This window comes from Enterobacter cloacae complex sp. 394I7, assembly GCF_057320345.1.
This window is the reverse complement of the sequence record NZ_JBXWCR010000002.1, coordinates 229,488-254,747: the sequence shown is the minus strand read 5'-3', so window position 1 is coordinate 254,747 and position 25,260 is coordinate 229,488. Positions and strand designations below refer to the sequence as shown.

Annotated in this window: 27 protein-coding genes and 1 tRNA gene; 11 read left to right on the top strand and 17 right to left on the bottom strand. The window is 53.3% G+C overall.

Going from position 1 to position 25,260, the window contains the following annotated elements; all coding sequences use genetic code 11:
* Positions 1-24 precede the first annotated feature (24 nt).
* From AC2FAP_RS12300 to AC2FAP_RS12290, 3 genes are all read right to left on the bottom strand, one after another.
* On the bottom strand, positions 25-2,220 hold the full coding sequence (locus AC2FAP_RS12300) for a CBM35 domain-containing protein (protein ID WP_106503466.1): 2,196 nt from the start codon (positions 2,218-2,220) through the stop codon (positions 25-27).
* Between the two features lie 11 nt (positions 2,221-2,231).
* Entirely contained in the window at positions 2,232-3,569 is a 1,338-nt protein-coding gene (locus AC2FAP_RS12295; RefSeq protein WP_032678913.1) for a maltoporin, read from the bottom strand.
* 208 nt (positions 3,570-3,777) lie between these two features.
* Positions 3,778-5,049 carry a PTS sugar transporter subunit IIC gene (locus AC2FAP_RS12290; RefSeq protein ID WP_020883745.1) on the bottom strand — a complete coding sequence of 424 codons (1,272 nt, stop codon included), beginning with the start codon at positions 5,047-5,049 and terminating at the stop codon, positions 3,778-3,780.
* A gap of 169 nt (positions 5,050-5,218) precedes the next feature.
* Between AC2FAP_RS12290 and AC2FAP_RS12285 the strand changes: the two genes are divergently transcribed.
* The 6 genes from AC2FAP_RS12285 (at position 5,219) to AC2FAP_RS12260 (ending at position 9,465) form a co-directional block, all read left to right on the top strand.
* Positions 5,219-5,530: a PTS sugar transporter subunit IIB gene (locus AC2FAP_RS12285; protein WP_014171497.1), complete on the top strand. Its 312-nt coding sequence runs from the start codon at positions 5,219-5,221 to the stop codon at positions 5,528-5,530.
* Between the two features lie 14 nt (positions 5,531-5,544).
* Positions 5,545-6,867, top strand: coding sequence for a PTS sugar transporter subunit IIC (locus tag AC2FAP_RS12280; protein ID WP_014171498.1), 1,323 nt, complete (start codon positions 5,545-5,547; stop codon positions 6,865-6,867).
* Positions 6,867-7,199 (top strand): PTS lactose/cellobiose transporter subunit IIA, encoded by a 333-nt coding sequence (locus AC2FAP_RS12275; RefSeq protein WP_254915524.1) that lies wholly within the window; start codon positions 6,867-6,869, stop codon positions 7,197-7,199. Before AC2FAP_RS12280 ends, AC2FAP_RS12275 begins: the two co-directional genes overlap by 1 nt.
* A gap of 41 nt (positions 7,200-7,240) precedes the next feature.
* Positions 7,241-8,146, top strand: a complete 906-nt coding sequence (locus AC2FAP_RS12270; protein WP_429862544.1) for an ROK family protein — start codon at positions 7,241-7,243, stop codon at positions 8,144-8,146.
* A 77-nt stretch (positions 8,147-8,223) separates the two neighbouring features.
* Entirely contained in the window at positions 8,224-9,183 is a 960-nt protein-coding gene (locus AC2FAP_RS12265; RefSeq protein ID WP_025203317.1) for a LacI family DNA-binding transcriptional regulator, read from the top strand.
* Between the two features lie 69 nt (positions 9,184-9,252).
* Positions 9,253-9,465, top strand: a complete 213-nt coding sequence (locus AC2FAP_RS12260; protein ID WP_080765218.1) for a hypothetical protein — start codon at positions 9,253-9,255, stop codon at positions 9,463-9,465.
* A gap of 83 nt (positions 9,466-9,548) precedes the next feature.
* Here the strand turns inward: AC2FAP_RS12260 and AC2FAP_RS12255 are convergent, their stop codons facing one another.
* The 6 genes from AC2FAP_RS12255 to actS all read right to left on the bottom strand — a co-directional run bounded on the left by AC2FAP_RS12255 (position 9,549) and on the right by actS (position 12,544).
* Entirely contained in the window at positions 9,549-9,623 is a 75-nt protein-coding gene (locus AC2FAP_RS12255; protein ID WP_369797172.1) for a hypothetical protein, read from the bottom strand.
* A gap of 413 nt (positions 9,624-10,036) precedes the next feature.
* On the bottom strand, positions 10,037-10,393 hold the full coding sequence (locus tag AC2FAP_RS12250) for a putative T6SS immunity periplasmic lipoprotein (protein WP_025203316.1): 357 nt from the start codon (positions 10,391-10,393) through the stop codon (positions 10,037-10,039).
* Positions 10,394-10,395: 2 nt separating this feature from the next.
* Positions 10,396-10,938, bottom strand: a complete 543-nt coding sequence (locus AC2FAP_RS12245) for a type IV secretion protein Rhs (protein ID WP_032680339.1) — start codon at positions 10,936-10,938, stop codon at positions 10,396-10,398.
* Positions 10,939-11,041: 103 nt separating this feature from the next.
* A complete protein-coding gene (locus AC2FAP_RS12240) occupies positions 11,042-11,275 on the bottom strand; it encodes a hypothetical protein (protein ID WP_047356716.1) in 234 nt (77 codons plus the stop codon).
* A 374-nt stretch (positions 11,276-11,649) separates the two neighbouring features.
* Positions 11,650-11,723 (bottom strand) — tRNA-Gly (locus tag AC2FAP_RS12235).
* Positions 11,724-11,803: 80 nt separating this feature from the next.
* Complete coding sequence (gene actS / locus AC2FAP_RS12230) at positions 11,804-12,544, bottom strand: amidase activator ActS (protein ID WP_032680337.1); 741 nt, start codon at positions 12,542-12,544, stop codon at positions 11,804-11,806.
* Positions 12,545-12,706: 162 nt separating this feature from the next.
* Here actS and idi point away from each other — a divergent pair, with 162 nt between their 5' ends.
* Positions 12,707-13,249: an isopentenyl-diphosphate Delta-isomerase gene (gene idi / locus AC2FAP_RS12225; RefSeq protein ID WP_040018866.1), complete on the top strand. Its 543-nt coding sequence runs from the start codon at positions 12,707-12,709 to the stop codon at positions 13,247-13,249.
* A gap of 39 nt (positions 13,250-13,288) precedes the next feature.
* Here idi and lysS read toward each other — a convergent pair whose 3' ends face one another.
* From lysS to xerD, 5 genes are all read right to left on the bottom strand, one after another.
* Positions 13,289-14,806: a lysine--tRNA ligase gene (gene lysS / locus AC2FAP_RS12220; protein ID WP_150342962.1), complete on the bottom strand. Its 1,518-nt coding sequence runs from the start codon at positions 14,804-14,806 to the stop codon at positions 13,289-13,291.
* A gap of 9 nt (positions 14,807-14,815) precedes the next feature.
* A protein-coding gene (gene prfB, locus AC2FAP_RS12215; RefSeq protein ID WP_485452943.1) for a peptide chain release factor 2 occupies positions 14,816-15,914 on the bottom strand; the annotation gives its coding sequence in 2 pieces (ribosomal slippage) (positions 14,816-15,838 and positions 15,840-15,914; 1,098 coding nt in all).
* 90 nt (positions 15,915-16,004) lie between these two features.
* Positions 16,005-17,738, bottom strand: coding sequence for a single-stranded-DNA-specific exonuclease RecJ (recJ, locus tag AC2FAP_RS12210; RefSeq protein ID WP_449541305.1), 1,734 nt, complete (start codon positions 17,736-17,738; stop codon positions 16,005-16,007).
* 5 nt (positions 17,739-17,743) lie between these two features.
* The gene (dsbC, locus tag AC2FAP_RS12205; protein ID WP_020883731.1) at positions 17,744-18,457 is read right to left on the bottom strand and encodes a bifunctional protein-disulfide isomerase/oxidoreductase DsbC; all 714 of its coding nucleotides are present in this window, start codon (positions 18,455-18,457) and stop codon (positions 17,744-17,746) included.
* Between the two features lie 23 nt (positions 18,458-18,480).
* Complete coding sequence (gene xerD / locus AC2FAP_RS12200) at positions 18,481-19,377, bottom strand: site-specific tyrosine recombinase XerD (RefSeq protein WP_014171511.1); 897 nt, start codon at positions 19,375-19,377, stop codon at positions 18,481-18,483.
* A 101-nt stretch (positions 19,378-19,478) separates the two neighbouring features.
* On the opposite strand from xerD, the gene fldB reads away from it, so the two are divergent.
* On the top strand, positions 19,479-20,000 hold the full coding sequence (fldB, locus tag AC2FAP_RS12195; protein WP_049023375.1) for a flavodoxin FldB: 522 nt from the start codon (positions 19,479-19,481) through the stop codon (positions 19,998-20,000).
* A 6-nt stretch (positions 20,001-20,006) separates the two neighbouring features.
* Here the strand turns inward: fldB and AC2FAP_RS12190 are convergent, their stop codons facing one another.
* A complete protein-coding gene (locus AC2FAP_RS12190; protein WP_014171514.1) occupies positions 20,007-20,417 on the bottom strand; it encodes a protein YgfX in 411 nt (136 codons plus the stop codon).
* A complete protein-coding gene (gene sdhE, locus AC2FAP_RS12185; protein ID WP_003863437.1) occupies positions 20,398-20,664 on the bottom strand; it encodes an FAD assembly factor SdhE in 267 nt (88 codons plus the stop codon). The genes AC2FAP_RS12190 and sdhE overlap by 20 nt, the downstream gene beginning before the upstream one ends.
* Before the next feature lie 294 nt (positions 20,665-20,958).
* On the opposite strand from sdhE, the gene ygfZ reads away from it, so the two are divergent.
* Positions 20,959-21,939: a tRNA-modifying protein YgfZ gene (ygfZ, locus tag AC2FAP_RS12180; RefSeq protein ID WP_020883730.1), complete on the top strand. Its 981-nt coding sequence runs from the start codon at positions 20,959-20,961 to the stop codon at positions 21,937-21,939.
* A 110-nt stretch (positions 21,940-22,049) separates the two neighbouring features.
* Here the strand turns inward: ygfZ and trhA are convergent, their stop codons facing one another.
* Complete coding sequence (trhA, locus tag AC2FAP_RS12175) at positions 22,050-22,709, bottom strand: PAQR family membrane homeostasis protein TrhA (RefSeq protein WP_014171517.1); 660 nt, start codon at positions 22,707-22,709, stop codon at positions 22,050-22,052.
* Between the two features lie 266 nt (positions 22,710-22,975).
* Between trhA and AC2FAP_RS12170 the strand changes: the two genes are divergently transcribed.
* Positions 22,976-23,707: a MurR/RpiR family transcriptional regulator gene (locus AC2FAP_RS12170; protein WP_040018863.1), complete on the top strand. Its 732-nt coding sequence runs from the start codon at positions 22,976-22,978 to the stop codon at positions 23,705-23,707.
* Between the two features lie 116 nt (positions 23,708-23,823).
* Positions 23,824-25,257 (top strand): 6-phospho-beta-glucosidase BglA, encoded by a 1,434-nt coding sequence (bglA, locus tag AC2FAP_RS12165; RefSeq protein WP_032678925.1) that lies wholly within the window; start codon positions 23,824-23,826, stop codon positions 25,255-25,257.
* Positions 25,258-25,260: the final 3 nt, after the last annotated feature.

Below are 25,260 nucleotides of genomic sequence, written 5' to 3'. Positions count from 1 at the left end.
GCCCCGAACAGGGCAGCCAAATAACTACTCTGCAGTGACTTCAATTGATTTGATGAACATATATCCCCAGTCGCCAGAGAACTTGCCAAAGCTAATGGTGTTGTCCCCTGCCCTGAGCGTGACTGGTACGATCATCGTCTGGCCTTTCTCATCCGTTTGCGGGAATTCAATGCTCACCGGCGTTCCGCCGTTCACAATGAACGAGTTTTTCTTACTCCCCCATTTGCCGTTAAATTTCACGTGCAGGGCAAACTTACCGTCCCAGGGGGCGTTAACCTGCCAGGTCACGCTGTCTCCGTCATTGGCAAAAGGACCAAGGAAACCGTCTTCACCAATCGCTAACGTATCTTTATCGCTCTTGGTGATGTTTAGTTTCCCCTTGCTGACGTCCAGCGTTCCGCCGCCAAAATGACAGTAGTCCGCCGGCACGGGTCCCGCCGCGGCCTTCACGCTAACGTTTACCGTCTTGCTGCTTTTCAGCAGTCCATCGTCAGCGGTAAAGGTCAACGCATAGTCACCGGGAGCCGAGAACCAGGCACGGGTTTCCGCTTTGGTGCTGTCACAAAAGTGGACGTTATCCTTGCCTTCGTGATGCCATGCCACGCTGACCTTCGGCTCCGGCAGATTGTCATCCTGCCAGGCCGCGGTGAGCTGAACGCCTTTATCCACGGTGGTAGAGAGCGCATCCTGCAGAGTGATGACCGGCGGCAGGTTTTTCTGCGTATGCTCAAGGCGAATCACGTTTGAAGGCGCAGACTGACCGCTTTCGTTCTTTGCGATCACCCGGTAGTAGTAAGTCTGGCCCAGCGTCAGGCTGCGATAGTCATCACGGAAGAGATCCATTTTTGCCGGATCCCACTCATTTTTGCCGTCAGAGATATCCTGACCAACGCGGGTCCACGGGCCGTGTGGCTGAGTCGCTCTCTCCACATCGTAATAACGCCCGACGGGGGATCCCATCCAGTTAATGGCAAACGGTGAGTTGCTCTCGCGCAGCTTAGGCGCTTCCGGGACCGGTAGAGCCGGCGCCTGACTCAACCCCGCCATTTGCGCCGAGGCGGTTCGCACCAGATTGACGACCTCCATCTCCTGGTTTGCTTTGCCCTCGACCGGGAAGCCAGGCAGGTGGTAGCTGTAGTGCCCGGTAAACTCTTTGTGCCAGTAAAAACCACCATCATGGCGATGACCACGGAAGCCCCAGATAAAGCCCCCCGCCGCCTGCGCGCCGTTGACCTCGGTATGCACAATGGCCTGCATGATAGTGTTAAGGTCTTTTTGATCGAGCAGACCAAATTCGCCCACCAGATAGACCTTTTTGCCGCCAATCGCCTCCAGATCTTTACGAACCTGCTCGGGGTGGTTGTTCTCGGCGTTGGTGTAATAGTGGTTACTGATGATGTCGACGTTCGGATCGTTGAGCGCGAAATCATTCACCTTTTTATAGGTACCATCGACGACAAGCTGATGGGGCGCCCATTTGCGGATCCAGGCCGACGTTTTCTGCAGGAAATCAGCGTTGGTGTTTTCCAGCTCATTACCCGTTTCCCAGGCCATGATCGCCTTTTCATCGTAGTAATGGCGTCCCGTAATGGTGTTGGTACGGGTAATCACCTGACGGATCACATCCTGATAAGCACGGTAGGTTTTACTGTCAGTTCGATAAAAATCTTCCGGCTTTTCATGATAAAACGCGGCCAGCTGTTCGCGTCCTCCCCACCACCACCAGTGGTCAATAAACGGCAGAATCAGGCGCAGCCCCTGCTTATCCGCCTCGGCAATCATGTTGTCATACACTTTCATGGCCGTTTCATTCAGCCGCGGCATGCCGTCCGGCGTTGCCGGTGCCAGAATATGTGTCTCACGTCCGCAGGCAGCATCATTTTCCTGCTGCACGGAAAGCACATATACGCGCTGTGCTTTAGCACCGGTTTGCACCAGCGCTTTGATCCAGTTCTCCTGCTCTTCAGCAGTCGGCCATCTAAAGTATTGCCCCCAGCCGCGCGGATCGGCCTTACAGGTTCCGCGCGCGTCATCTTCTATACGATGCAGCTCCGGGGCGTGGATCCCGGCGAAGCGAAAGACGCGATCGCCATCTTTTAACGCTGCGCCATCGCGAGTAATAAAGTGTTCAAAATGGGATTGCTCGGCCGCCAGAGCCCCCGCGCTTCCCAGCGCGGAGAGTAAGGAGACGAGAAGCAGTTTTCGAATCGGGAAAGCCATCTCTTTTCTCCTCAGAACCAGACTTCAGCCTGCACACCAAAATTCAGCGTATCGGTATCGCCGCTGCGTGAATATCCCCCCGGACTCAGGGTGCCAGTGCTCCAGTCGTAATTTCTGTCCATCGCATCCGAGACGCCTTTATCCCATTTTGCGTAGGTGGCAAAGAAGCGCAGCTGCGGACGGCTCCAGAAACCTGAATCAAAGGTCAGGGTCGGCGCAATGGTCACCTTGGTCAGGCCACCTTTCCCTTTACCGTTTACACCCATGTAGTTTTTATCATCCAGATATTCGTAGCCCACCTCATATTGCATGGCGAAGTTTTTGGTTATCTGATGATACGGACGGATACCCGCTACCCACATGGAACGTCCCCAGCCGTCATCGTCGTTGGTCCACCAGCGGTAGTTTTTGTCTTTCTGATAAAACGCAAAGGTCGATACCTCCACGTCACCCAGGTTGGCCATGCTGTCCAGCACGACGCGCCAGGATTGCGTATCGTCAAGGTTTGCCCAGCCCCAGCCGTTTTTACCCAGCGAATCTGCGGCGGCCAGGCCTTTGCCATACTGGAAAGCGATGCGGGAGTACCCGTTAGTCAGGCCGTAGAAGCTGTCAAAGTTGTACAGCGCCGTCACGCCGTACCCCTTCTCAGCCGAGGTAGGATGGTTTTCATTGCGGTTCATGTGGTGGCCGATAAGTTCGACATCGAGCCCGGTGCCGCCGATCTTTTTAAACCACAGGTTAAGCGAATAGTCGTCCGGATAGCCCTGATCCCCCAGATCTACCGGATAAGCTTTGGCTTCGTCGGTGGTCGAGAAGGCATACACACCCGCATCAAAGCGCGCAAAGCCTAAGTCCAGGTTATCGAACCCGCCCCCGGTTCCGTTGTACTGAATGTACTCCCAGTCGAACTGGTGGCTGGAAAGGTTGGAGCTGCTGTAGCGTTTACCGGCCCAGAAGGTCATGTCCGGGGCAAAATCGAGATTCGTTAATTCAGCAAACCCTTCGCGGAACTGGGTCTCTTTGCCGTCATCGTCAGTACAGTTCCAGTCGGCAGTACATTTGGTCTGGTGCGTCAGGTTGGCCTGAATACGTGCGACTGCACCTGAATCCGACTTCAGCGTCACCGTCGGGATCAGCTCAATTTTGGTATCTTCTTCGTTACCCAGACGCCATTTCCCGTCAGGCATCAGCCCCACCGAATCGACCCGGTTGCCATCGCTATTGGCAAGAATACCCGAGCGTAAATAGCCGTGGAGGGCGAAATCATATTTCTCATCGGCGCTGGCATAACCGCTGATGACAGTAAGAGCAATCAAGGACAGAGGTATTGATTTCATTAACGTTTGCATAGGTTCCCTTTGAATTTTTATTTTCACGGTTAAACGTGCAGGGGAAATGTAAGGATCAAATTCGGAAATGTACATCCACAAACGGAAAGCGCTTTCCGTGCTTGCCGGATTGAATCACAAATTTAAGATCAAAGAGCAAATTTTTGTGAAGAATGTCACGAAATAATCTTCTGCCCATCAGGAACGGGCAGAAGCAGGGAGGCGGGGATTATTTTTCCAGCTGCATCAACTGGCGTTCATGAACCTTGAAGAAGGGGCGATAGAGCATCCATGCATTGAAAAAGGCGAACAGGCACATGCACATATTTTTCCAGCTGCCGTTCGCCGACCAGGCTGCGCCCAGCGGTGAAGGCATAGACCAGGGCAGCATGGCGACGGCTCTGTCGAGCACGCCAAGCTGGGTTAAATACCAAGCTATACAGGCATTTATCAGCGGTACAAACACAAAGGGCAGTAAAAAAACCGGGTTCATGATGACGGGGAAACCAAATAATATCGGCTCGTTAATGTTGAACAGCGACGGCAGAAGGCCAATTTTCCCGACGCTCTTCAACTGCCGGGATCGGCTTCGCATCGCCATAAAGACCAGCGGCAGCGTAGAGCCGATACCGCCAATCAGCAGATAAAAATCCCAGAATCCCTGCAGATAAATATGGGGCAGCACGGCTTCCCCGGCGGCCAGGGCCCGCTGGTTTTCAAACAGATAGGTGAGCCAGAACGGGTTCATGATGCCCGTAATGATCAGGGCGCCATGAATACCGACGAACCATAAAAGATTACACAGAAACAAGGAGATAAGCACCGCCGTAAGGGTATCGGATGCCACGATAAGCGGGCGTAACGCCTCGCCAATCAGCTGTGGCAAAATTTGTCCGGTCGTCTGCAGCATCACGGCATTCATTACGCTAATGGAGAGCATGATCACCAGCAGCGGCATCAGCAGCTGGAAACCATTTCGCGTCATCACCGGTACCTCCTCCGGCAGACGAATGCACCACCCTCTCTTGTAGAAAAACCTTATTATTTCAATAGAGTAAGCGCTTGAAATGAGCGCAGTAAAAAGCCCCATCCCGCCCAGAAAAATATTCGTTGCACCGTTATCCCGAAAGCCAATGAACAGCAAAAAGGAGAGGCAACCGGTGAGTCCACACAGCCGTTCCGGCAGTTGATACTGCTTGGCCAGACTGGCGCTGGCACCAAACGCGACAATCAGCGCCACCAGTCCGAGCGTCAGCTCAAAGGTTGGCAACAGCATCGGACGCAGCAGCAGATAGACGTGCCCGAGGCGCGATGCACTTGAAATGGCGAACGGTGGAAACAGCAGTGGCACCATCAGGCTTCCCACAATCACAAAAGGCATGGCGAGGGAAAAGCCGTCCCGCATCGCGGTAATATGTTGATTTCTGGTGATTATATTGGCTGCTGGTGTGAGACGTTGCTCAATCAAATCCACAGCAACATTCATCAAATGAATGTTCATAACTCGACCTTAATAGTTCGTGAATAGCCGCGATGATCTCGCACATCCGGACAAAGTGAAAGATTCCCTCAGGTGATCGCGGTCACAATTACCTTATCCACCAACGGAAAGCGCTTTCCGTTTTGTTCCATGATGACTATATTCCAGCCATAAGTTCAAAGGAGACGTTATGAAAAAAATCATGTTGTGTTGTTCTGCCGGGATGTCCACCAGCCTGCTGGTGAAAAAAATGGTCGACGAAGCGCAAAAGCGTGGCCTGGAAGCGGAGATCAAAGCGTTTGGCGTGGCCGAATTCGCCGAGCAGGTCGGTCACTATCAGGTGGTGCTGCTTGGACCGCAGGTGAAGTACATGCAAAGCGATCTTCAGAAACAAGCTGATAAATACGGGATCCGTGTTGAGCCTATCAACATGATGGATTACGGCATGCAAAAAGGGGGCGCCGTTCTCGATTTCGCCCTCTCCCTGATAGATAACAAATAACGAAGGGAAAACCCATGAGCTCTCTGTACGCGAAACTTATCCAGGTCATTGAACAGAAAATTACCCCGATGGCAGGCGCCGTCGGGCAGCAGAAGTATGTGACCTCGATTCGTGACGGCTTTATCACCGCCCTGCCGTTCATGATCGTCGGTTCCTTTATGCTGGTGTTTATTTTCCCGCCCTTCTCACCCGACACGTCCTGGGGTTTCGCCCGGGCATGGCTGCAATTCTCCTTGGATCACCGTGAAGCCCTGATGCTGCCGTTCAACTTCAGCATGGGGATCATGACGATCTTCATTTCAGTCGGGATCGCCGCGAGCCTGGCCAAACATCACGATCTGGATGCCCTTACCGCCGGCATGCTGTCGCTGATGGCATTTCTGCTGGTGGCTGCGCCGTTAAAAGACGGACAGATTTCTACCGCCTATTTCTCCGGGCAAGGGATCTTCACGGCCATTCTGGTGGCTATCTACTCTACCGAGCTGTATGCCTTCCTGAAGCGTCACAATATTACCATCCGCCTGCCGCCAGAAGTGCCTACGGGCGTTGCGCGTTCGTTCGAAATTCTGATCCCGGTGCTAGCAATTGTTGTCACTCTGCACCCGCTCAACCTCTTCATTGAGGCTCAGCTCGGCATGATTATTCCGGAAGCGATTATGTCGCTGGTGAAACCGCTGGTTGCCGCCTCCGATACGCTGCCTGCCATTCTGCTCTCGGTGCTGGTGTGCCAGGTTCTGTGGTTTGCGGGCATCCACGGCGCACTGATTGTCACCGGAATTATGAACCCGTTCTGGATGGCGAACTTGTCGGTTAACCAGGCAGCAATGGCTGCCGGTCAGGCGATCCCGCACATTTACGTTCAGGGATTCTGGGATCACTACCTGCTGATTGGCGGGGTCGGCTCCACGCTGCCGCTGGCGTTACTGCTGCTGCGCAGCAAAGCGGTGCATCTGCGTACCATTGGGCGTATGGGCGTGGTGCCGGGGATGTTTAATATCAACGAACCGATTTTATTCGGTGCCCCTATCATCATGAATCCGCTCTTTTTCCTGCCGTTCGTGCTGGTTCCGATGGTCAATGCCACCCTCGCCTACTTTGCCCTTGATTTCGACCTGGTCAGTCGCGTGGTCTCGATGACACCGTGGACAACGCCTGCCCCTATCGGCGCATCCTGGGCGGCCAACTGGAGCTTTAGCCCGGTGATCCTCTGCCTGCTGTGCATGGTTACCTCAGCGGCCATGTACTTCCCGTTCCTCAAAGCGTACGAGAAGCAGCTGCTGGAACAAGAGCATGAAAATGCGGTTGAACAATCTGAAGAAGCGGCACAGTCCGCCTGATAGTAAAAACACAGAGGTTACTGATGGAATTAGAAGAACAGGTCATGGGCATTATTATCAATGCCGGTCAGTCACGCAGTCTCTGCTACGAAGCGCTTGGCTTCGCAAAAAAAGGTGACTTTGCCTCAGCCGACGCGCGGATGAAAGAGGCGGCGCACTTCGCCCGTGAAGCGCATCTGGTGCAAACCCAACTGATCGAAGCTGACGAAGGGGAAGGCAAAACCAAAATGACGCTGGTGATGGTGCACGCTCAGGATCATTTGATGACCTCGATTCTGGCGAAAGAACTGGTGACGGAGCTGATCGAACTGTACCGCACTCGTCAGGCATAACCATTCAGGAGAGGCGCTGGCCTCTCCTTTTCGAGGAACGTATGCACTATCTTGGACTCGATATTGGCGGCACAAAAATGGAAGCCGTCCTGCTTTCGCCTCAGGGCGAATGCCTTTGGCGTAAGCGTCGTCCGACGCAAAAAGAGAGTTATGACGCCTTTATGCACCATCTGCTGGCGTTTATCGGCGAAGCGCGCGCGGTAAGTGAAGTGCCATTCAGTATCGGTATTGGCCTGCCGGGGGCCATCGACCCACAAAGCGGGCTGATTAAAAACTGCAACTGCCTGGTGCTCAACGGTCACGACCTGAAGCATGATTTAGCAAAGCAGCTCAATCAGCCCGTGTGGATAGCCAATGACGCGGACTGCTTCACGCTGTCTGAAGCGGTTGATGGCGCAGGTGCGGAAGCAGATACCGTCTTTGGCGTAATTGTCGGTACCGGATGCGGCGGTGGCGTGGCGGTACATAAGCGTCTGCTTCAGGGGCCAAACGCCATCGCTGGCGAATGGGGACATAACCCGTTGCCTGGCTATGCCCCCGAGACGGATGGTCCGGCGCAGCCCTGCTATTGCGGGAAACATAACTGTATCGAAACCTTTATCTCTGGCACCGGCTTTGCCCGCCGTTATCCCAGCGAACTGAGCGCGCAGGCCATCATTGAAGCGGCGGCCCAGGGAGACCTGACCGCGCGGGCCCACTGGCGACACTTTATCGACGCCTTTGCCCGCAGTCTGGCCTCGGTGATCAATATTCTTGATCCGCAGGTTATTGTGTTGGGCGGTGGGTTATCAAATGTCAGCCAGCTGTACGACGAACTTCCGGCTGCCATCAGGCCCTACATCTTCTCGGAAAGCTGCCGTACCCGTATCGTCCCGGCCCGTTACGGCGACGCCAGTGGCGTGCGTGGCGCGGCGTGGCTACCGGGTTTGCACGCCGCGCAGACGTGAAACCGCCTGTGGGGGGCGCTAAGATTCTTAAGGTGGGTTATGTTAAGATAACCAAAACCCACCACGCAGAAAATGCTATGCCAACGATTGACGATGTATCACGATTAGCCAATGTCTCACGAGCAACCGTCTCACGCGTGTTGACGGGGACGCGCGGCGTGCGCGAAGAGAGCCGTGAAGCCGTGCTGCGCGCCGTAGAAGAGCTTAATTATCGCCCAAGCTTTGCCGCGCAAAACCTGGCAAGTCAGTCATCAAGCTACGTTGGTCTGGTTCTCTCTGCAAAGGATGAAAGCAGCGGAGCACGTTTGCTGCCTGCGCTCTCCCGCGCCATGAAAGCGTTGAATAAAACGCTCATCGTAGAGTACGTAAACGATCCTGTTGAGCAGGCTGTCACCGTTGATGATCTTCAGCGCCAGTGCGTTGCTGTCGTAGTCTTTGGGCCGGTTGCGGCCGGTAGCGCAGAGAATGTCATCTCCTTCGATCGTCCCGTGGTGGATGCGAAACCTCAGGGATATGACTTTGCCTTTGCGACGGAAAGCGCCTGTCGTTACATGACGGGTAAGGGCCATCGCAATATCGCACTGGTGATTGACAGCGAACACGATGACAACAGTAAAAAGATGGTGGAAGGCTATCGCAACGTCCTGCAAAACTACTCTTTGCCGTTTAATCGCCAGCTGGTTTTAACGGCGAATGAAGATGTTGAACAGGCGCTGTTGACGCTTATCAACAGCCTGAGCAAGTTTTCCGCCATTGTGGTTAAACGTGATGCCTATGCCGCTGAAGCGATGCGTCTGTTCCGGGAATTTGGCATTTCCGTTCCGCAGGAAGTATCGCTGCTGAGTCTGGAAGATTCGCCTCTGGCAACCCAGCTCTATCCACAGCTGACCTGTATCTCGTGGCCAATGGATCAGTTGCTCACTCAGTGCGTTGAGCGCATTAAAAGCCTGGTGGATGGCCGACCTGTTCGCACGTCAGAGCTCTCCCCCGTGATTGGTAAACTCACACCTCGCCAGTCGGTGATGGAAAAAAGCTAGCGGGTACGCAGCGATTACCGGCTTAAGGGTGTGATAACACAGTAAACGTTATCCCTGTTCTGGAGCGAGATGATGAAAACCTTTCTGTTCATAAGTGCCCTCACCCTTTTCCCGGCGCTCTCCTGCTATGCCATCGCCCAGGAAACGTCCCTGCCGCTGAAAGAGCAAATTCATACCGATGAAGGTACGTTATGCGTGTATGGCGATGCTTCGCGCAGTGAAAAAGTTGTGATGCAGGGCGGCAACGATTGCCCACAGAGTAAAGCGGCAAAACAGTCCTGATTTTTTTGAAGGGGTGGAGTTATTACCAGGCGGTAAGAATTTACCCCCCTATTTTTTTGATTAAAAGTCAGTCCTGCGACAAATTAAGATGGAGTCTGATCATTAAGCGATAAATGAGGTCTGTACTCGTTATAGCCCTGCCGCAAGCCATTTATGATTTTCCGGGCATGAAAATATCGCTGAATCCATATTCACTCAGACATAACACCCACGGCTTCCCGCTTCACTTCGGATACTTCCATACCGCCAGACTTCTTGCATAAGTTCCAGAAGATGGCGTCTTAAATAGCATCCTTAAGACAGCGTTTCAATGCAAAATCCCAGTCTGGCCTGGCGGAGGATAAAGATGATGTGTTTGTAAAAAACACTTTTTTAAGGGGATGTCCTCATGTTGTTTATACAGATATAACTTACATTGTGATGTGTTAATGAATGGGGAGCAGGTCACGGCGGTTATACCTGAGTTTGTTCTCAACCATCCTCAAGCGGATGTATGGAAACAATAGTCACAATGGAATATCAATATACTGGTGACTTGAAGAAGTAAGATCTTGGGGGCATTCTGCCCCCCTTATCCTTTGGGATACGAAAATTCTGCGGTGACTAAATGCGATTCTGACTTATCAGATTGGACGTCATACGCGAAGTTATATCGTTTTCCAGATGTAAATTTAAATCCAAATACTGGAAGACACTCACCCTTCGGTACATAAACAGGCTTGTCATCGAAAATCTTGTGAAGAGAGTCGCTATTATCGCTATTGATTTGAATAGCAGTGATCCGTTCCTGCGGCTCCAGTGGTGACACCACACAAACTTGATTATCTTTGATTAATGCCGTTGTAGATTCGCGATCTACCATTCGATCACCAGGCCCAGGGCATCCCGTTAAGAGGAATACAACACCCAGCAATATTTTATTCTTCATGTTTAACGCCCCTTCCCTGTTACGATTTTCTGATAAAGCGAGGGGACATCCTGCAACATATCAACGCCCCTGTACATCCCCATGCGCCCTGGTCTCTGATAGTAAGACCACTTACTGATACCATAAACCAGCAGTAACCAGTAATCAGCCAAAATAGAGGCTTGCTGTTCAAGAGAGTAATCAGTGAGCTTTTCTTTATCCAGCTTGTAGGTATATTCAGCAGCCCAGCTAAAAGCCCCCCTCACTCTCACCCATTGCCCATGTTGGTGTTGCCACACATGCCCCAGTTCATGGATGAAAACGTATTTATCTTCGATAAAAACAGAGTTTGCGGAAAAATCTTCTCTGTACATCGACTTTCTGTACCATAACTCTCCGTTGGGAGTCATCGCATAGTTTTGTTTCTGTAGTCCGAAGGGTAAATAGCTGTCGCAATGAATCCAGACACGGCTATAAACTATTGAATCTCCGAACACCCTACGAGCCATTGCAATCTCGCCTAACGTCATCCGGCGTAATGTACCTTCCTCCGCCTGCGCGCTCATAAACTGCCCTCCTTGTATGATTTATCTACATCGTAAAATCATAATTCGAAATAGTCTATACGCGAACTTTAGCCATTCATCAAACGCAGTGACGGTGCAAACACTACTCCCCGTTGCTTTTATCCCCCTCCTCTTGCCGCATAGATTCTATAAACTCTCGTTGCTCTTGTGTGAGTTCAAGCTCATCCAGCAAGCGATCTAACTCTTCTTCAGGTGATTCCTTTTGGTTCTGTCTCTTCCCGATAGCCATGCTCACCCTTGAGTTAATAGGATTAATCTCAGGGTATCCAGGGTGCATAAAATGCGCAACTAACAGATTTTGGACAATAGAAGCCATAAAGCCCCGTTAGTGGTACAAGTAACAAGCGGAGCGTAACGACGTCATCAGATTGTCTGAGGGATCACACCTTATCAGGGTGCTCGTATATCTGTCGAAGCGCTGGAAGAGCCTGTATATCGGGCTTTAATGCGAGTGATCAGTCTGTCGATGCCATAACAATGCCAGGATAGGTTTTTTTCACGTTTTACTATCGCGGTGTGAGGATGCAACTGCCGCCAACGCTGAGTTATCCTGTCATCTCACCGTGTAACTTAGCGTGACAGTTACCAGGGGCGGATCATAGTGGTAGAACCCATAGGCGACTAAAACAGGTAACTATTTAATTTGCTGATAGAGAAGGATTTAAAGGGCTTCTTCAGAAAGGGAGAGACTGGAGCGGGCGAAGGGAATCGAACCCTCGTATAGAGCTTGGGAAGCTCTCGTTCTACCATTGAACTACGCCCGCTTTGAGGTGCGTAAGGCATTATAGACCTTACGCCTCTTCATACAAGCCTCTTTGCAACTAAATGGCGATTATATAATCACTTAGCACTTTGGCTTACTGCCTGGCACCGGAAGATAACGCTGCGGATCGATGGCTGTGGCGCGATAGCGGATCTGGAAGTGTAACTTCACCGAGTCCGTGCCGGTACTGCCCATGGTGGCAATCTTCTGCCCAGCCTTCACATTCTGCCCGTTGTTCACCAGCATCGTATCGTTGTGGGCATAGGCAGTGATGTAATCTTCCCCATGTTTAATCATGATCAGGTTACCGTAACCGCGCAGCTGGTTGCCGACGTAGACCACCTTCCCTGCCCCTGATGCATAGACTGGCGTGCCGCGCGCAGCAGCGATATCAATGCCTTTATTGCCCCCCTCAGACAAGGAGTAAGGCAACACGACCTTGCCGCTGGCAGGCCAGACCCAGCAACGCTGGCCGACCGGAGGCCATGAAGACTGCGGCACCGCGTAAGACGGCGTCACTTTAGCTGTTTTGCCTTTAGAGGATTTCTTCGTTGAAGACGCGCCACCGTTAACCTTCAGTTTCTGCCCCACCTCGATGGTGTAGGGTGGAGAGATGTTATTCAGACGCGCCAGATCCTTCACGCTGGTCCCCGTTGCGCGCGAAATCCGATACAGCGTATCCCCGCGCTTAACGGTATAAACCGCACCGGAATAGCTGCCCATATCCGACGACTTGCTTCCTGAACAGCCTGCCAGTAATAGCGTCAGCGTCAGACAAAAAACGGCGGTAATGGGATTTCTCGTCAGGCTTCCTGCAAACAAAACAGATCCTCGGTCAGCGTGAATGGCGCACTATGATACCAGCCCAGACTGATATGGGTCAGCCCTTTTCCGCTCTTGAGAGCAAACGGCGCATGGAGGAATGCAGTATAATGCAACTGCTGATGGTGCTGAGCCATCCGCATCGTTGGCACTGGAGCATCAATGAGTATTCAAGAACACGTTATTTTGGTAAATGACCAGGGAATGGTGATTGGCACTCAGGAAAAGTACGCCGCGCACACCGCCCACACCCCGCTGCACCTGGCTTTCTCATCGTGGCTTTTTAACGCCAGAGGTGAGTGTCTGGTTACCCGACGCGCCTTAAGCAAAAAAGCCTGGCCAGGGGTCTGGACCAACTCCGTTTGCGGACATCCTCAGTCCGGTGAAAAGACGGAACAGGCTATCATCCGCCGTTGCCGCTTTGAGGTTGGCGCCGAGATCGCCAATATCACCCCCATCGCCGCTGAATTCCGTTACCGTGAAGCCGATCCTTCGGGGATCGTGGAGAACGAGATTTGCCCGGTATTCGCAGCACGCGTCACCAGCGAACTGCATATTAATCACGATGAAGTGTTGGAGTATGAATGGGTCGAACTGGAAGCGTTGTTCCGCGCACTGGACGCTGCCCCCTGGAGCTTTAGCCCGTGGATGGTGCAGGAAGCGACGGTCGCCCGCGACGCGCTCAGGGCCTTCGCGGCGCAATAAAAAAGCCCCTTTCGGGGCTTTTTTTACTGTCTTAACGGCTTACTTCACCGGGCGCATCGCCGGGAACAGGATCACATCACGGATGGTGTGGCTGTTAGTGAACAGCATAACCATACGGTCGATACCAATCCCCAGACCTGCGGTTGGTGGCAGACCGTGCTCCAGCGCAGTCACATAGTCTTCGTCGAAGAACATCGCTTCGTCATCGCCCGCCGCTTTCGCGTTAACCTGATCCTGGAAGCGCTGAGCCTGATCTTCTGCATCGTTCAGCTCGCTAAAGCCGTTGCCGATTTCGCGGCCACCGATGAAGAACTCAAAGCGGTCAGTGATTTCCGGGTTCACATCATTACGACGTGCCAGCGGAGAAACTTCTGCCGGGTATTCGGTGATGAAGGTCGGCTGAATCAGGTGCGCTTCGGCCACTTCTTCGAAGATCTCGGTCACGATACGGCCCAGACCCCAGCTCTTCTCAACTTTGATACCGATGCTTTCCGCGATCGCTTTCGCAGAGTCGAAGTTATCCAGATCGGCCATGTTGGTTTCTGGACGGTATTTCATGATCGCTTCGCGCATGGTCAGTTTTTCGAACGGCTTGCCGAAGTCGAAGACTTCTTCACCGTAAGGCACTTTAGTGGTGCCCAGAATGTCCTGCGCCAGGGTACGGAACAGTGATTCGGTCAGCTCGATCAGATCTTTATAATCCGCATACGCCATATAGAGTTCCATCATGGTGAACTCTGGGTTATGACGCACGGAGATGCCTTCGTTACGGAAGTTACGGTTGATTTCGAACACGCGGTCAAAACCACCGACGACCAGACGCTTCAGGTACAGTTCCGGCGCGATACGCAGGTACATGTCCAGATCGAGGGCGTTGTGATGGGTGATGAACGGACGTGCAGACGCACCGCCTGGGATCACCTGCATCATTGGGGTTTCCACTTCCATAAAGTCGCGGTTAACCATGAACTGGCGGATACCGGCCATGATCTGAGAGCGAATCTTGAAGGTCTTACGGGATTCATCGTTGGAGATGAGATCCAGGTAACGCTGACGGTAGCGCGCTTCCTGATCCTGCAGGCCATGGAATTTGTCCGGCAGCGGGCGCAGGGCTTTGGTCAGCAGACGCAGTTCGGTGCAGTGGATAGACAGCTCACCGGTCTTGGTTTTGAACAGCTGACCTTTCGCCCCCAGGATATCGCCCAGGTCCCACTTCTTGAACTGCTCGTTGTAGATGCCTTCCGGCAGGTCGTCACGGGAGACGTACAGCTGAATACGGCCGCCAACGTCCTGCAGCGTCACGAAGGAGGCTTTACCCATGATACGACGGGTCATCATGCGGCCAGCAACGGCCACTTCGATGTTCAGCGCTTCCAGCTCTTCGTTCTCTTTACCGTCGAAGTCAGCGTGCAGTTGGTCTGAGGTATGGTCACGACGAAAATCGTTCGGGAACGGCACGCCCTGCTCGCGCAGTGCTGCCAGCTTCTCGCGGCGGGTTTTCAGTTCGTTATTAAGATCGACTACCGCGTCAGCGCCCTGTGCTTGTTGTTCAGACATGTTGGTTCCTCATAACCCTGCTTTCAAACTTGCTTCGATAAATTGGTCCAGGCTGCCGTCCAGCACCGCCTGCGTGTTACGGGTTTCAACCCCGGTACGCAGGTCTTTGATGCGGGAGTCATCAAGGACGTAAGAACGGATCTGGCTGCCCCAACCGATGTCAGATTTGTTATCTTCCATCGCCTGTTTCTCAGCATTTTTCTTCTGTATCTCCAGCTCATAAAGCTTCGCTTTCATCTGCTTCATGGCCTGGTCTTTGTTCTTATGCTGGGAACGGTCGTTCTGGCATTGCGTCACCAGCCCGGTTGGAATGTGGGTGATACGCACCGCAGATTCCGTACGGTTAACGTGCTGACCACCCGCGCCGGATGCGCGGTAAACGTCGATACGCAGATCCGCCGGGTTGATGTCGATATCGATATCTTCGTCAACTTCCGGATAGACAAACGCGGAGCTGAAGGAGGTGTGACGACGGCCGCCGGAGTCGAACGGGCTCTTACGCACCAGGCGGTGAACCCCCGTCTCGGTACGCAGCCAGCCGTAGGCGTAATCGCCAATAATCTTGATGGTGACAGATTTAATACCGGCCACTTCACCTTCAGACTCTTCGATGATTTCGGTTTTGAAGCCGCGGGCTTCCGCCCAGCGCAGATACATGCGCATCAGCATGCTAGCCCAGTCCTGGGCTTCGGTACCGCCAGAACCTGCCTGAATATCGAGATAGCAGTCAGCGTTATCGTATTCACCGGAGAACATGCGACGGAATTCAAGCTGTGCCAGCTTCTCTTCGAGCACGTCGAGTTCAGCCACGGCTTCGTTAAAGGTTTCTTCGTCGTCAGCTTCGACGGCCAGCTCCAGTAAACCGGAAACATCTTCCAGCCCCTGAGCCATTTGATCCAGCGTATCTACGATAGCTTCGAGAGAGGAACGCTCTTTACCCAGCGCCTGCGCGCGTTCAGGTTCGTTCCAGACGTCCGGCTGTTCCAGCTCGGCGTTTACTTCTTCAAGACGCTCTTTCTTGGCATCGTAGTCAAAGATACCCCCTAAGAACGTCAGAGCGCTCCGTGAGGTCCTGAATACGGTTTTTTACCGGATTAATTTCAAACATGGTCTGTTTTCTTTTATGGACTTGTCAAAATGCGGTGATAAGAGCGGGATTGTACCGAATCCACGCCCTTTTTTATAGAGATTACTGCCGCTAAATTGGCCAGATATTGTCGATGATGATCTGAAGGGTGCGGTTACCGCGGAACTCGTTTATATCCAGTTTGTATGCCAGCTCAACTTCGCGCACGCCGTTGTCCGGCCAGACAGCGGTATCGACGTTAAAGGCAATACCGTCCAGCAGCGGGCCACCGCCTACAGGCTCGACCATCACTTTCAGATGGCGCTCACCAACAATGCGCTGTTGCAGCAGACGGAAGCGGCCATCGAACAGGGGTTCCGGGAACATCTGCCCCCACGGCCCTGCATCCCGGAGCATCTGTGCCACTTCCATCGTCATCTCAACCGGCGTGAGTTCGCCGTCGGAAACCACTTCGCCCTGCAGCAGGGCCGGGTCAATCCAGTCGGTGACCAGCTCGCCGAACAGACGCTGGAACTCGTCGAACTTCGCCTCTTCCAGCGACAAACCTGCCGCCATGGCATGGCCGCCGAACTTGAGCATCAGACCCGGGTAGAGGGTATCCAGACGCTCCAGCGCATCGCGCATGTGCAGCCCCTGAATCGAACGCCCGGAGCCTTTGAGGGTGCCATCACCAGCCGGTGCAAACGCAATGACCGGGCGGTGGAAACGCTCTTTAATACGCGAAGCCAGAATGCCCACCACGCCCTGATGCCACTCAGGGTGATACATCGCCAGGCCGCCCGGCAACGTATCGCCGCTGCGTTCCAGTTTTTCGCACAGGGTCAGCGCTTCAACCTGCATTCCCTGTTCAATTTCTTTACGGGTCTGGTTCAGGGCGTCCAGCTCATTAGCCAGCACGCGCGCTTCACCAATGTTGTCGCACAACAGCAACGCGACGCCAACGGACATGTCGTCCAGTCTGCCGGCCGCGTTCAGGCGAGGCCCCAGAGCGAAGCCCAGATCGCTTGCCGCCAGCTTGAGCGGATCGCGGTTAGCAATCTCAAGCAGCGCTTTGATACCGGGACGGCATTTGCCCGCCCGGATGCGGCTTAAGCCCTGCCAGGTCAGAATACGGTTATTGGTATCGAGCGGCACCACGTCTGCGACGGTCCCCAGTGCGACCAGGTCGAGATACTCGGCCAGGTTCGGCACGGTAATACCGCGGGCGTCGAACCAGCCCTTATCACGCAGCAGCGTGCGTAACGCCAGCATCAGATAAAATGCCACGCCGACGCCTGCGAGTGATTTCGACGGGAAATCGCAGTCGCGCAGGTTCGGGTTGATGATCGCTTCCGCGGCAGGCAGCGTTTCACCCGGCAGGTGGTGATCGGTAACCAGCACCGGGATCCCCAGCTGATGCGCATGATCGACGCCCGCATGGGAAGAGATCCCGTTGTCTACGGTCAGGATCAGCTGTGCGCCGCGGGCATGGGCCTGATCGACCACTTCCGGGCTGAGGCCGTAACCATCTTCAAACCGGTTCGGCACCAGATATGTCACGTTGTCGCAGCCCAGCGCGCGCAGGCTCAGCACGCTCAACGCGGTACTGGTTGCGCCATCAGCATCAAAATCCCCCACTACCACAATGCGCGTACCTTCACACAGCGCGTTGTAGAGTATTTCTGTGGCTTTTTCGATGCCGTTTAACTGCTGCCATGGCAACATCCCTTTAACGCTGCGCTCAAGGTCGGCAGCGGTACGCACGCCACGGCTGGCGTAAAGCCGCTTTAACAGCGGCGTGAGGTCGTCAGGCAAATCAGCATGTTCAACCGCCTCGCGGCGGCGCAGTTTTATTGGGGCTTTCACGCGAATTATTTACCACCAAACTGTTTCTGGTGCGCGTCGAGGAACTCTTTCATCTCTTTAGGTCCCTGATAACCCGGAACAACATAGCCATTGCTCAGGACAATCGCTGGCGTACCGTTCACGCCAAACTGCACACCCAGCGCGTAGTGGTTAGCGATATCAATGTCGCAGGATGCAGGCTGCACGCCTTTGCCATTCATCGCGTCATCAAAGGCTTTGTTGCGGTCTTTCGCACACCAGATAGCTTTCATATCCTGCTCTGGCTTGCTCTCAACGCCCGCGCGCGGGAAGGCCAGATAACGCACGGTGATCCCCAGCGCGTTGTAATCTTTCATCTCTTCATGCAGCTTATGGCAGTAGCCACAGGTGATGTCGGTGAAGACGGTAATGACGTGTTTTTCCTGCGCCGCTTTATAAACGATCATCTCTTTTTCGAGCGCGTTCAGGTTTTTCATCAGCAGCTGGTTGGTTACGTTGACCGGCTGTGCACCGCTCACGTCGTACATTGGCCCCTGAATAATGTGTTTTCCGTCTTCGGTCACGTACAGCACGCCGCTGTTCGTCAGAACCGTTTTCATGCCGGCAACCGGTGCAGACTGGATATCACTGCTGGTGACGCCAAGCTTCGCCAGAGACTGTTTGATAGCGGCGTCATCCGCATGGGCAAAACCGGTAAATGAGGCTGCCAGCAGGGTGAACAGCGCGAAAGACTTTTTCATATAAGATCCTAATTCGTCGGCACTCACGCTCGCGGGTGGTGCTGTTGGTGTAGCTGCCGCAGCCGTTCCGTCGCGACATGGGTATAAATTTGGGTCGTGGAAAGATCGCTGTGTCCCAGCAGCATCTGCACTACGCGCAGGTCGGCGCCGTGGTTCAGCAGATGCGTCGCAAAGGCATGACGCAAAACGTGTGGCGAAAGCTTTTCACTGTCGATACCCGCCAGTGTGGCGTAATGTTTGATGCGATGCCAGAACGTTTGCCGCGTCATCTGTTGTGCGCGCTGGCTGGGGAACAAGACGTCGATTGAAGCGCCATTAAGTAACCATGGACGACCGTGCTCCAGATACGTTTCCAGCCAGTACACCGCCTCTTCACCCAGCGGCACCAGCCTTTCCTTGTTTCCTTTACCGATTACGCGAACCACGCCCTGACGAAGGCTAATGTCGCTCATCGTCAGGCCGACCAGTTCAGAAACACGCAAACCGGTAGCATACAATAGCTCAAGCATGGCTTTATCGCGTAACTCCAGCGGCAGGTCAACTGCGGGTGACTGTAATAATCTCTCAACTTGTGCTTCGCTGAGATCTTTCGGCAGCCGCTGCGGGAGTTTCGGGGAGGCCAGGAGCGCGCTGGGATCGTCTTCGCGAATTTTTTCACGGTTGAGGTGCTGGAACAGCCGACGCATTGCGCTGAGCAAACGTGCGGAACTGGTGGCCTTGTAGCCCCCTTCCATCCGCTCGCCCAGCAGCGCCTGCAGGTCGTCGCTTTGGGCGTTCGCCAGCGACAGCCCACGGTGCGCCAGCCACTCCACCAGCATGGTGAGATCGCGCCGGTAGGCACTGAGCGTATTCTCGGCCAGGTTCTTCTCCAGCCACAGAGCATCGAGAAACTGTTCGATGAGTGCGAGATCCTTTTCCACATCAGCCCCTTTGATTCTGCAGTCAGGCCATTATGCCTGATTGCTACCGGTTTCTGGTACACTACGCGCAAAGTCAAAGCAAGAATTGAGATAGTCACGCGATGAATATTGGTCTGTTCTATGGTTCCAGCACCTGCTACACCGAAATGGCGGCTGAGAAAATTCGGGACATCATTGGCCCGGAACTGGTGACGTTGCATAACCTGAAAGATGACGCGCTTACACTGATGGAGCAGTACGACGTGCTGATCCTCGGCATCCCGACCTGGGATTTTGGCGAAATACAGGAAGACTGGGAAGCCATCTGGGACCAGCTTGATACGCTTACCCTCGACGGCAAAATCATTGCCATGTACGGCATGGGAGATCAGCTGGGTTACGGTGAGTGGTTCCTGGACGCACTCGGCATGCTGCACGACAAACTGGCACCGAAGGGCGTCACGTTTATCGGTTACTGGCCAACCGAAGGGTACGAGTTCACCAGTAAGAAACCGATTATTGCCGATGGGCAGCTGTTTGTCGGGCTGGCACTGGATGAAACCAACCAGTACGATCTCAGCGATGAGCGCCTGCAAAGCTGGTGTGAGCAGATTCTGGGCGAAATGGCAGAACAGTTCAGCTAACGCGAATTACTCCTGCGTCAGCTGCTGTAATAACATCCGACGCAGGTCCCGCCACTCAGCGCTATCCATACTGTCCGCGGCCAGCCACAGATGCTGGCGACGCCCGCTGTCCACGCTACGTAGCCGCAGCATCATGCCGGAAGCGATCATCCAGGGCATACCGAGAATTTCCCACTCTTTTCCCTGCCAGCGCAGGCGGGAATCCATCAGTAATTTGATCTCCCCCTGACGGGCATGAATGCGGCGCTGGCTGCGCACGCTGTCAAACACCACAAACGACAGCAACAGCAGCCACAGAGGCGTATAGCTAAGCGGCCACGGCATCAGTAACACAAAGGCCGCGACCAGGCCGTGGAGCAACAACGACATCCACTGCGAGCGCCACGAGACGCGAAGGTCAGATTGCCACAGGACCACGTTCCTGATTCCGTGTTTGAATTAATTGCACCATCCGTTGCAACTCGGTGTCGGCGGGTTTGCCGTGATTCATCAGCCAGTTAAATAAATCAGGATCGTCAGACTCAAGCAGGCGAACAAACAGACGCTTATCATCATCGCTTAAGCTGTCATACTCATATTCGAAGAAAGGCATGATGGAAATATCAAGTTCACGCATGCCGCGACGGCACGCCCAGTGAATACGGGCCTTGTTGTTAATATCCATGTTCTGTTTCCTGCATTACGTTTGGCACAGTCGGCACCCCGTCCAGTGTTCTTGATTTCTCTGCGGGGACACCAGCTAGTGTAACGTGTTTTTGACCGTTTCTTTACTGGAATATTGCGAACCACGAGCGCGCTTCCACAATAAACCCTATAAAGACAGCGGATTACACTATTTTGCGTGGCGCTACGCATAACCGGGTTATGGCACAAATGGCCTGTTGAAAGCACTTGCAATGCCAGCAGGCTCTTTTACCATTAGGCATTATCAAAGCGTTAAGCAATTCAGGATATCGTTATGGCCTTTACACCATTTTCTCCTCGCCAGCCCGCCGCCTCTGCGCGTCTGCCGCTGACGCTTATTACTCTTGATGACTGGGCGCTGGCGACACTCACCGGTGCAGACAGCGAAAAATACCTGCAGGGCCAGGTAACCGCCGACGTCAGCCAGATGGACGAACACCAGCATCTGCTGGTCGCACACTGCGATCCAAAAGGGAAGATGTGGAGCAACCTGCGCCTTTTCCGTCGTCAGGAGGGTTTTGCCTTTATTGAGCGCCGCAGCCTGCGGGACGCGCAGCTCACCGAGCTGAAAAAATACGCGGTCTTCTCAAAAGTCACTATCGCCGCGGATGATGAACACGTTCTGCTGGGCGTGGCAGGCTTCCAGGCCCGTGCGGCGCTGAAAAATCTGTTCAGTGAACTCCCGGATGCCCAGAAACAGGTCGTCAGCGAAGGTGCAACGTCTATCCTGTGGTTTGAACACCCGGCGGAACGCTTTCTGTTAGTCACGGATACCGCGACCGCCGAACGCGTCACCGAGGCGCTGCGTGGTGAAGCCCAGTTTAATAACAGCCAACAGTGGCTGGCGCTGAACATTGAAGCCGGTCTGCCGGTGATTGACGCCGCAAACAGCGGGCAGTTCATTCCTCAGGCCACCAACCTGCAAGCGCTGGGTGGCATTAGCTTTAAGAAAGGGTGCTATACCGGCCAGGAAATGGTGGCACGCGCCAAATTCCGCGGAGCTAACAAACGCGCACTGTGGACCCTGGCGGGCCACGCCAGCCGCGTGCCTGACGCTGGTGAAGATTTAGAGCTGAAGATGGGCGAGAACTGGCGCCGTACCGGCACGGTGTTAGCCGCAGTTCAACTGGATGATGGCCGCCTTCTGGTTCAGGCCGTCATGAACAACGATATGGAAGCCGACAGCGTGTTCCGCGTGCGTGACGATGCCAATACGCTGAGCATTGAGCCACTGCCGTATTCGCTGGAAGAGTAAGGCGTCATTGCCCGGCGACGAGATAAAAAAACGGTAACCTGACGGTTACCGTTTTTTTTTGCTTACTCTCACGAAGAGAGGGCGAAGGCAAGAAGATCAACGTTCTGAAATTAAACCTGCCCCACATAGAGATAAATCGCTAAAAAGTGGCACACGCTACCGCCCAGCACAAACCCATGCCAGATAGCATGATTGTACGGGATACGCTTGCAAACATAGAAAATGACGCCCAGCGAGTAGACGATGCCCCCAACGGCCAGAAGCGTCACGCCCCCTACCGCCAGCTTGATCGCCAGTTGATAAACCACAATCAGCGAAAGCCAGCCCATCGTGAGATAGGTCACCAGCGACAGCACCTTAAACCGGTGGGCAATGGTCAGCTTAAACAGGATCCCCAGCAGCGCCAGGCTCCAGATAACAATCATCAGGCCACGCGACAGCGGCGAGTTAAGACCCACCAGCAGGAAAGGCGTGTAGGTACCTGCAATAAGAAGATAGATAGCGCAGTGGTCGAATTTCTTGAGCCAGATCTTGGCCCGTTGATGCGGGATAGCGTGGTACAGCGTCGACGCCAGGAACAGCAGGATCATACTCCCGCCATACAGACTGTAGCTGGTAATGGCCATTGCGCTGGCATTCGTATCCACCGCCTGCACCAGCAATAACACTAAACCGACAATCCCAAAAACCAGGCCAATACCGTGGCTAATACTGTTGGCTATTTCCTCAGCCAGCGAATATCCCTGTGCAATTAATGGTCTGCTCACCATACAAAACTCCGGGAAAACTAACGATGAATATTCATCACCTGTCTATGCTAACTGAGAATGATTCCAGTGAACACCTGTTAGCTAAAATAATTTCACAAACATAATTTTTATCTATAAATCATGAACATAAACAAATTATTCACCTAACATTTGTTCACATTAAAATTTAATCATTAAGAATCAAGGGCATAAAATTGGATCCTGCCGACTTGCTGCATGTTATGATGGATAAATGATGTCTGAATGAGAGTTTCGCCATTGTGAGTATGTTCACCCACGCCGCCATTGCCAGTCTCAATAATCTGGAAATGATGGTCTACAACTATGTCATTAAAAATCGTGACAAAGTCATGTACATGACCATCCGCGAGCTGGCGGATGCGGCCGGCGTCTCAACGACCACTATCCTGCGCTTTTGCCGCAAACTCAACTGCGAAGGCTACTCTGAATTCCGCGTGCGCTTTAAGCTCTATTTAGAGCAGAACGAACCTCAGCAGGCAAATTTTGGTGCCAGTGAAATTATCAGCTTCTTTAAAGGCGTTAATAACGAAGAGTTCGATGCTTTATTAGATGAGGCGGTCGATATTATTTTATCCTCCGAACGTATTATATTTGTCGGTGCGGGCACGTCTGGCTCGCTGGCAAAATATGGCGCACGCTTCTTTTCGAATATCGGTAAATTCAGCAACCACATCGACGATCCTTATTTCCCGGTCACCAATGATATGGCTAAAAACGCGCTGGCGATTGTGCTGTCAGTATCCGGTGAAACCGAAGAGATCCTGCGCTTTGCCAGCCAGTTTAGCCTGCATCGCTGCAAAGTGCTCTCCATTACCAGCCACGAGCACTCGCGCCTAGCAAAGCTCGCGGACTTTAACCTCTCCTGGCATGTCCCTCAGACACGGATAGGCGGCGTGTACGATATCACCACACAAATACCCGTCATCTATATTCTCGAATCACTTGGCCGGAAACTGGCGAAGAAACTGACAGAATAAAACACCCTGTTTTTTCGATGTGACAAATTACATTTTCAGCGAATTGTTATATCGTGACATTTAATTCCGCTTTGCTAGACTCGAACGCAATATGTCATTTACTGAGAATAGCAGCGATGAAAAAACTTACCCTACCAAAAGACTTTTTATGGGGCGGCGCAGTGGCCGCTCACCAGGTTGAAGGCGGCTGGAACAAAGGCGGTAAAGGGCCGAGCATCTGCGATGTCTTAACGGGCGGTGCGCACGGCGTGCCGCGCGAAATCACGCAGGAAGTCGTGCCGGGGAAATACTATCCGAACCACGAAGCTATCGACTTCCATGGCCATTACAAAGAAGACATCAAACTGTTTGCTGAGATGGGCTTCAAATGTTTCCGCACCTCTATCGCCTGGACGCGTATCTTCCCGAAAGGGGATGAAACACAGCCGAATGAAGAAGGCCTGAAGTTCTACGACGACATGTTCGATGAGCTGCTGAAATACAATATTGAACCGGTCATCACCCTCTCCCACTTCGAAATGCCGCTCCACCTGGTGCAGGAGTACGGCGGCTGGACCAACCGTAAAGTGGTGGATTTCTTTGTGCGCTTCGCGGAAGTGGTGTTTGAGCGTTACAAAAATAAGGTCAAATACTGGATGACCTTTAACGAGATCAACAACCAGCGTAACTGGCGTGCGCCGCTGTTTGGCTACTGCTGCTCAGGCGTGGTTTATACCGAGCATGACAATCCGGAAGAGACCATGTACCAGGTGCTGCACCACCAGTTCGTTGCCAGCGCGCTGGCGGTGAAAGCGGCGCGTCGCATTAACCCGGAAATGAAAGTCGGCTGTATGCTGGCAATGGTGGCGCTCTATCCGTTCTCCTGTAAACCAGAGGACGTGATGTTTGCACAGGAATCCATGCGTGAACGCTATGTCTTTACCGATGTCCAGCTGCGCGGTTACTACCCATCCTATGTGCTTAATGAATGGGAACGCCGTGGCTTCACCATCCATATGGAAGCGGGTGACGAGCAGATCCTGCGTGAAGGCACCTGTGACTATCTGGGCTTCAGCTATTACATGACCAACGCCGTGAAAGCGGAAGGCGGTACTGGCGATGCTATCTCAGGCTTTGAAGGCAGCGTACCGAACCCGCATGTGAAAGCCTCTGACTGGGGCTGGCAGATTGACCCGGTGGGTCTGCGCTATTCCCTGTGCGAATTGTACGAGCGTTATCAGAAACCGCTGTTTATCGTGGAAAACGGCTTTGGCGCCTACGACAAAGTAGAAGAAGACGGCAGCATCAACGATGACTACCGCATCGACTACCTGCGTGCGCACGTGGAAGAGATGATGAAAGCCGTCACGTATGATGGTGTGGATCTGATGGGTTATACCCCGTGGGGCTGCATCGACTGCGTGTCGTTCACTACCGGCCAGTACAGCAAGCGCTACGGCTTTATCTATGTGAACAAGCACGACGACGGTACCGGCGATATGTCACGCTCGCGGAAAAAGAGCTTTAACTGGTACAAAGACGTGATTGCCAGCAACGGCGAGACGCTTTAACGC

Bases quoted from the DNA above. Each gene is read 5' to 3' on its own strand.
- idi (WP_040018866.1), top strand. From the start codon at position 12,707: ATGAGTATTCAAGAACACGTTATTTTGGTAAATGACCAGGGAATGGTG.
- AC2FAP_RS12260 (WP_080765218.1), top strand. From the start codon at position 9,253: ATGATGAAAACCTTTCTGTTCATAAGTGCCCTCACCCTTTTCCCGGCG.
- ygfZ (WP_020883730.1), top strand. From the start codon at position 20,959: ATGGCCTTTACACCATTTTCTCCTCGCCAGCCCGCCGCCTCTGCGCGT.
- AC2FAP_RS12290 (WP_020883745.1), bottom strand. From the start codon at position 5,049: ATGAACATTCATTTGATGAATGTTGCTGTGGATTTGATTGAGCAACGT.
- AC2FAP_RS12250 (WP_025203316.1), bottom strand. From the start codon at position 10,393: ATGAAGAATAAAATATTGCTGGGTGTTGTATTCCTCTTAACGGGATGC.
- AC2FAP_RS12245 (WP_032680339.1), bottom strand. From the start codon at position 10,938: ATGAGCGCGCAGGCGGAGGAAGGTACATTACGCCGGATGACGTTAGGC.
- bglA (WP_032678925.1), top strand. From the start codon at position 23,824: ATGAAAAAACTTACCCTACCAAAAGACTTTTTATGGGGCGGCGCAGTG.
- AC2FAP_RS12240 (WP_047356716.1), bottom strand. From the start codon at position 11,275: ATGGCTTCTATTGTCCAAAATCTGTTAGTTGCGCATTTTATGCACCCT.
- sdhE (WP_003863437.1), bottom strand. From the start codon at position 20,664: ATGGATATTAACAACAAGGCCCGTATTCACTGGGCGTGCCGTCGCGGC.
- AC2FAP_RS12170 (WP_040018863.1), top strand. From the start codon at position 22,976: ATGTTCACCCACGCCGCCATTGCCAGTCTCAATAATCTGGAAATGATG.
- AC2FAP_RS12295 (WP_032678913.1), bottom strand. From the start codon at position 3,569: ATGCAAACGTTAATGAAATCAATACCTCTGTCCTTGATTGCTCTTACT.
- lysS (WP_150342962.1), bottom strand. From the start codon at position 14,806: ATGTCTGAACAACAAGCACAGGGCGCTGACGCGGTAGTCGATCTTAAT.
- AC2FAP_RS12300 (WP_106503466.1), bottom strand. From the start codon at position 2,220: ATGGCTTTCCCGATTCGAAAACTGCTTCTCGTCTCCTTACTCTCCGCG.
- AC2FAP_RS12270 (WP_429862544.1), top strand. From the start codon at position 7,241: ATGCACTATCTTGGACTCGATATTGGCGGCACAAAAATGGAAGCCGTC.
- fldB (WP_049023375.1), top strand. From the start codon at position 19,479: ATGAATATTGGTCTGTTCTATGGTTCCAGCACCTGCTACACCGAAATG.
- AC2FAP_RS12265 (WP_025203317.1), top strand. From the start codon at position 8,224: ATGCCAACGATTGACGATGTATCACGATTAGCCAATGTCTCACGAGCA.
- AC2FAP_RS12285 (WP_014171497.1), top strand. From the start codon at position 5,219: ATGAAAAAAATCATGTTGTGTTGTTCTGCCGGGATGTCCACCAGCCTG.
- dsbC (WP_020883731.1), bottom strand. From the start codon at position 18,457: ATGAAAAAGTCTTTCGCGCTGTTCACCCTGCTGGCAGCCTCATTTACC.
- trhA (WP_014171517.1), bottom strand. From the start codon at position 22,709: ATGGTGAGCAGACCATTAATTGCACAGGGATATTCGCTGGCTGAGGAA.
- AC2FAP_RS12280 (WP_014171498.1), top strand. From the start codon at position 5,545: ATGAGCTCTCTGTACGCGAAACTTATCCAGGTCATTGAACAGAAAATT.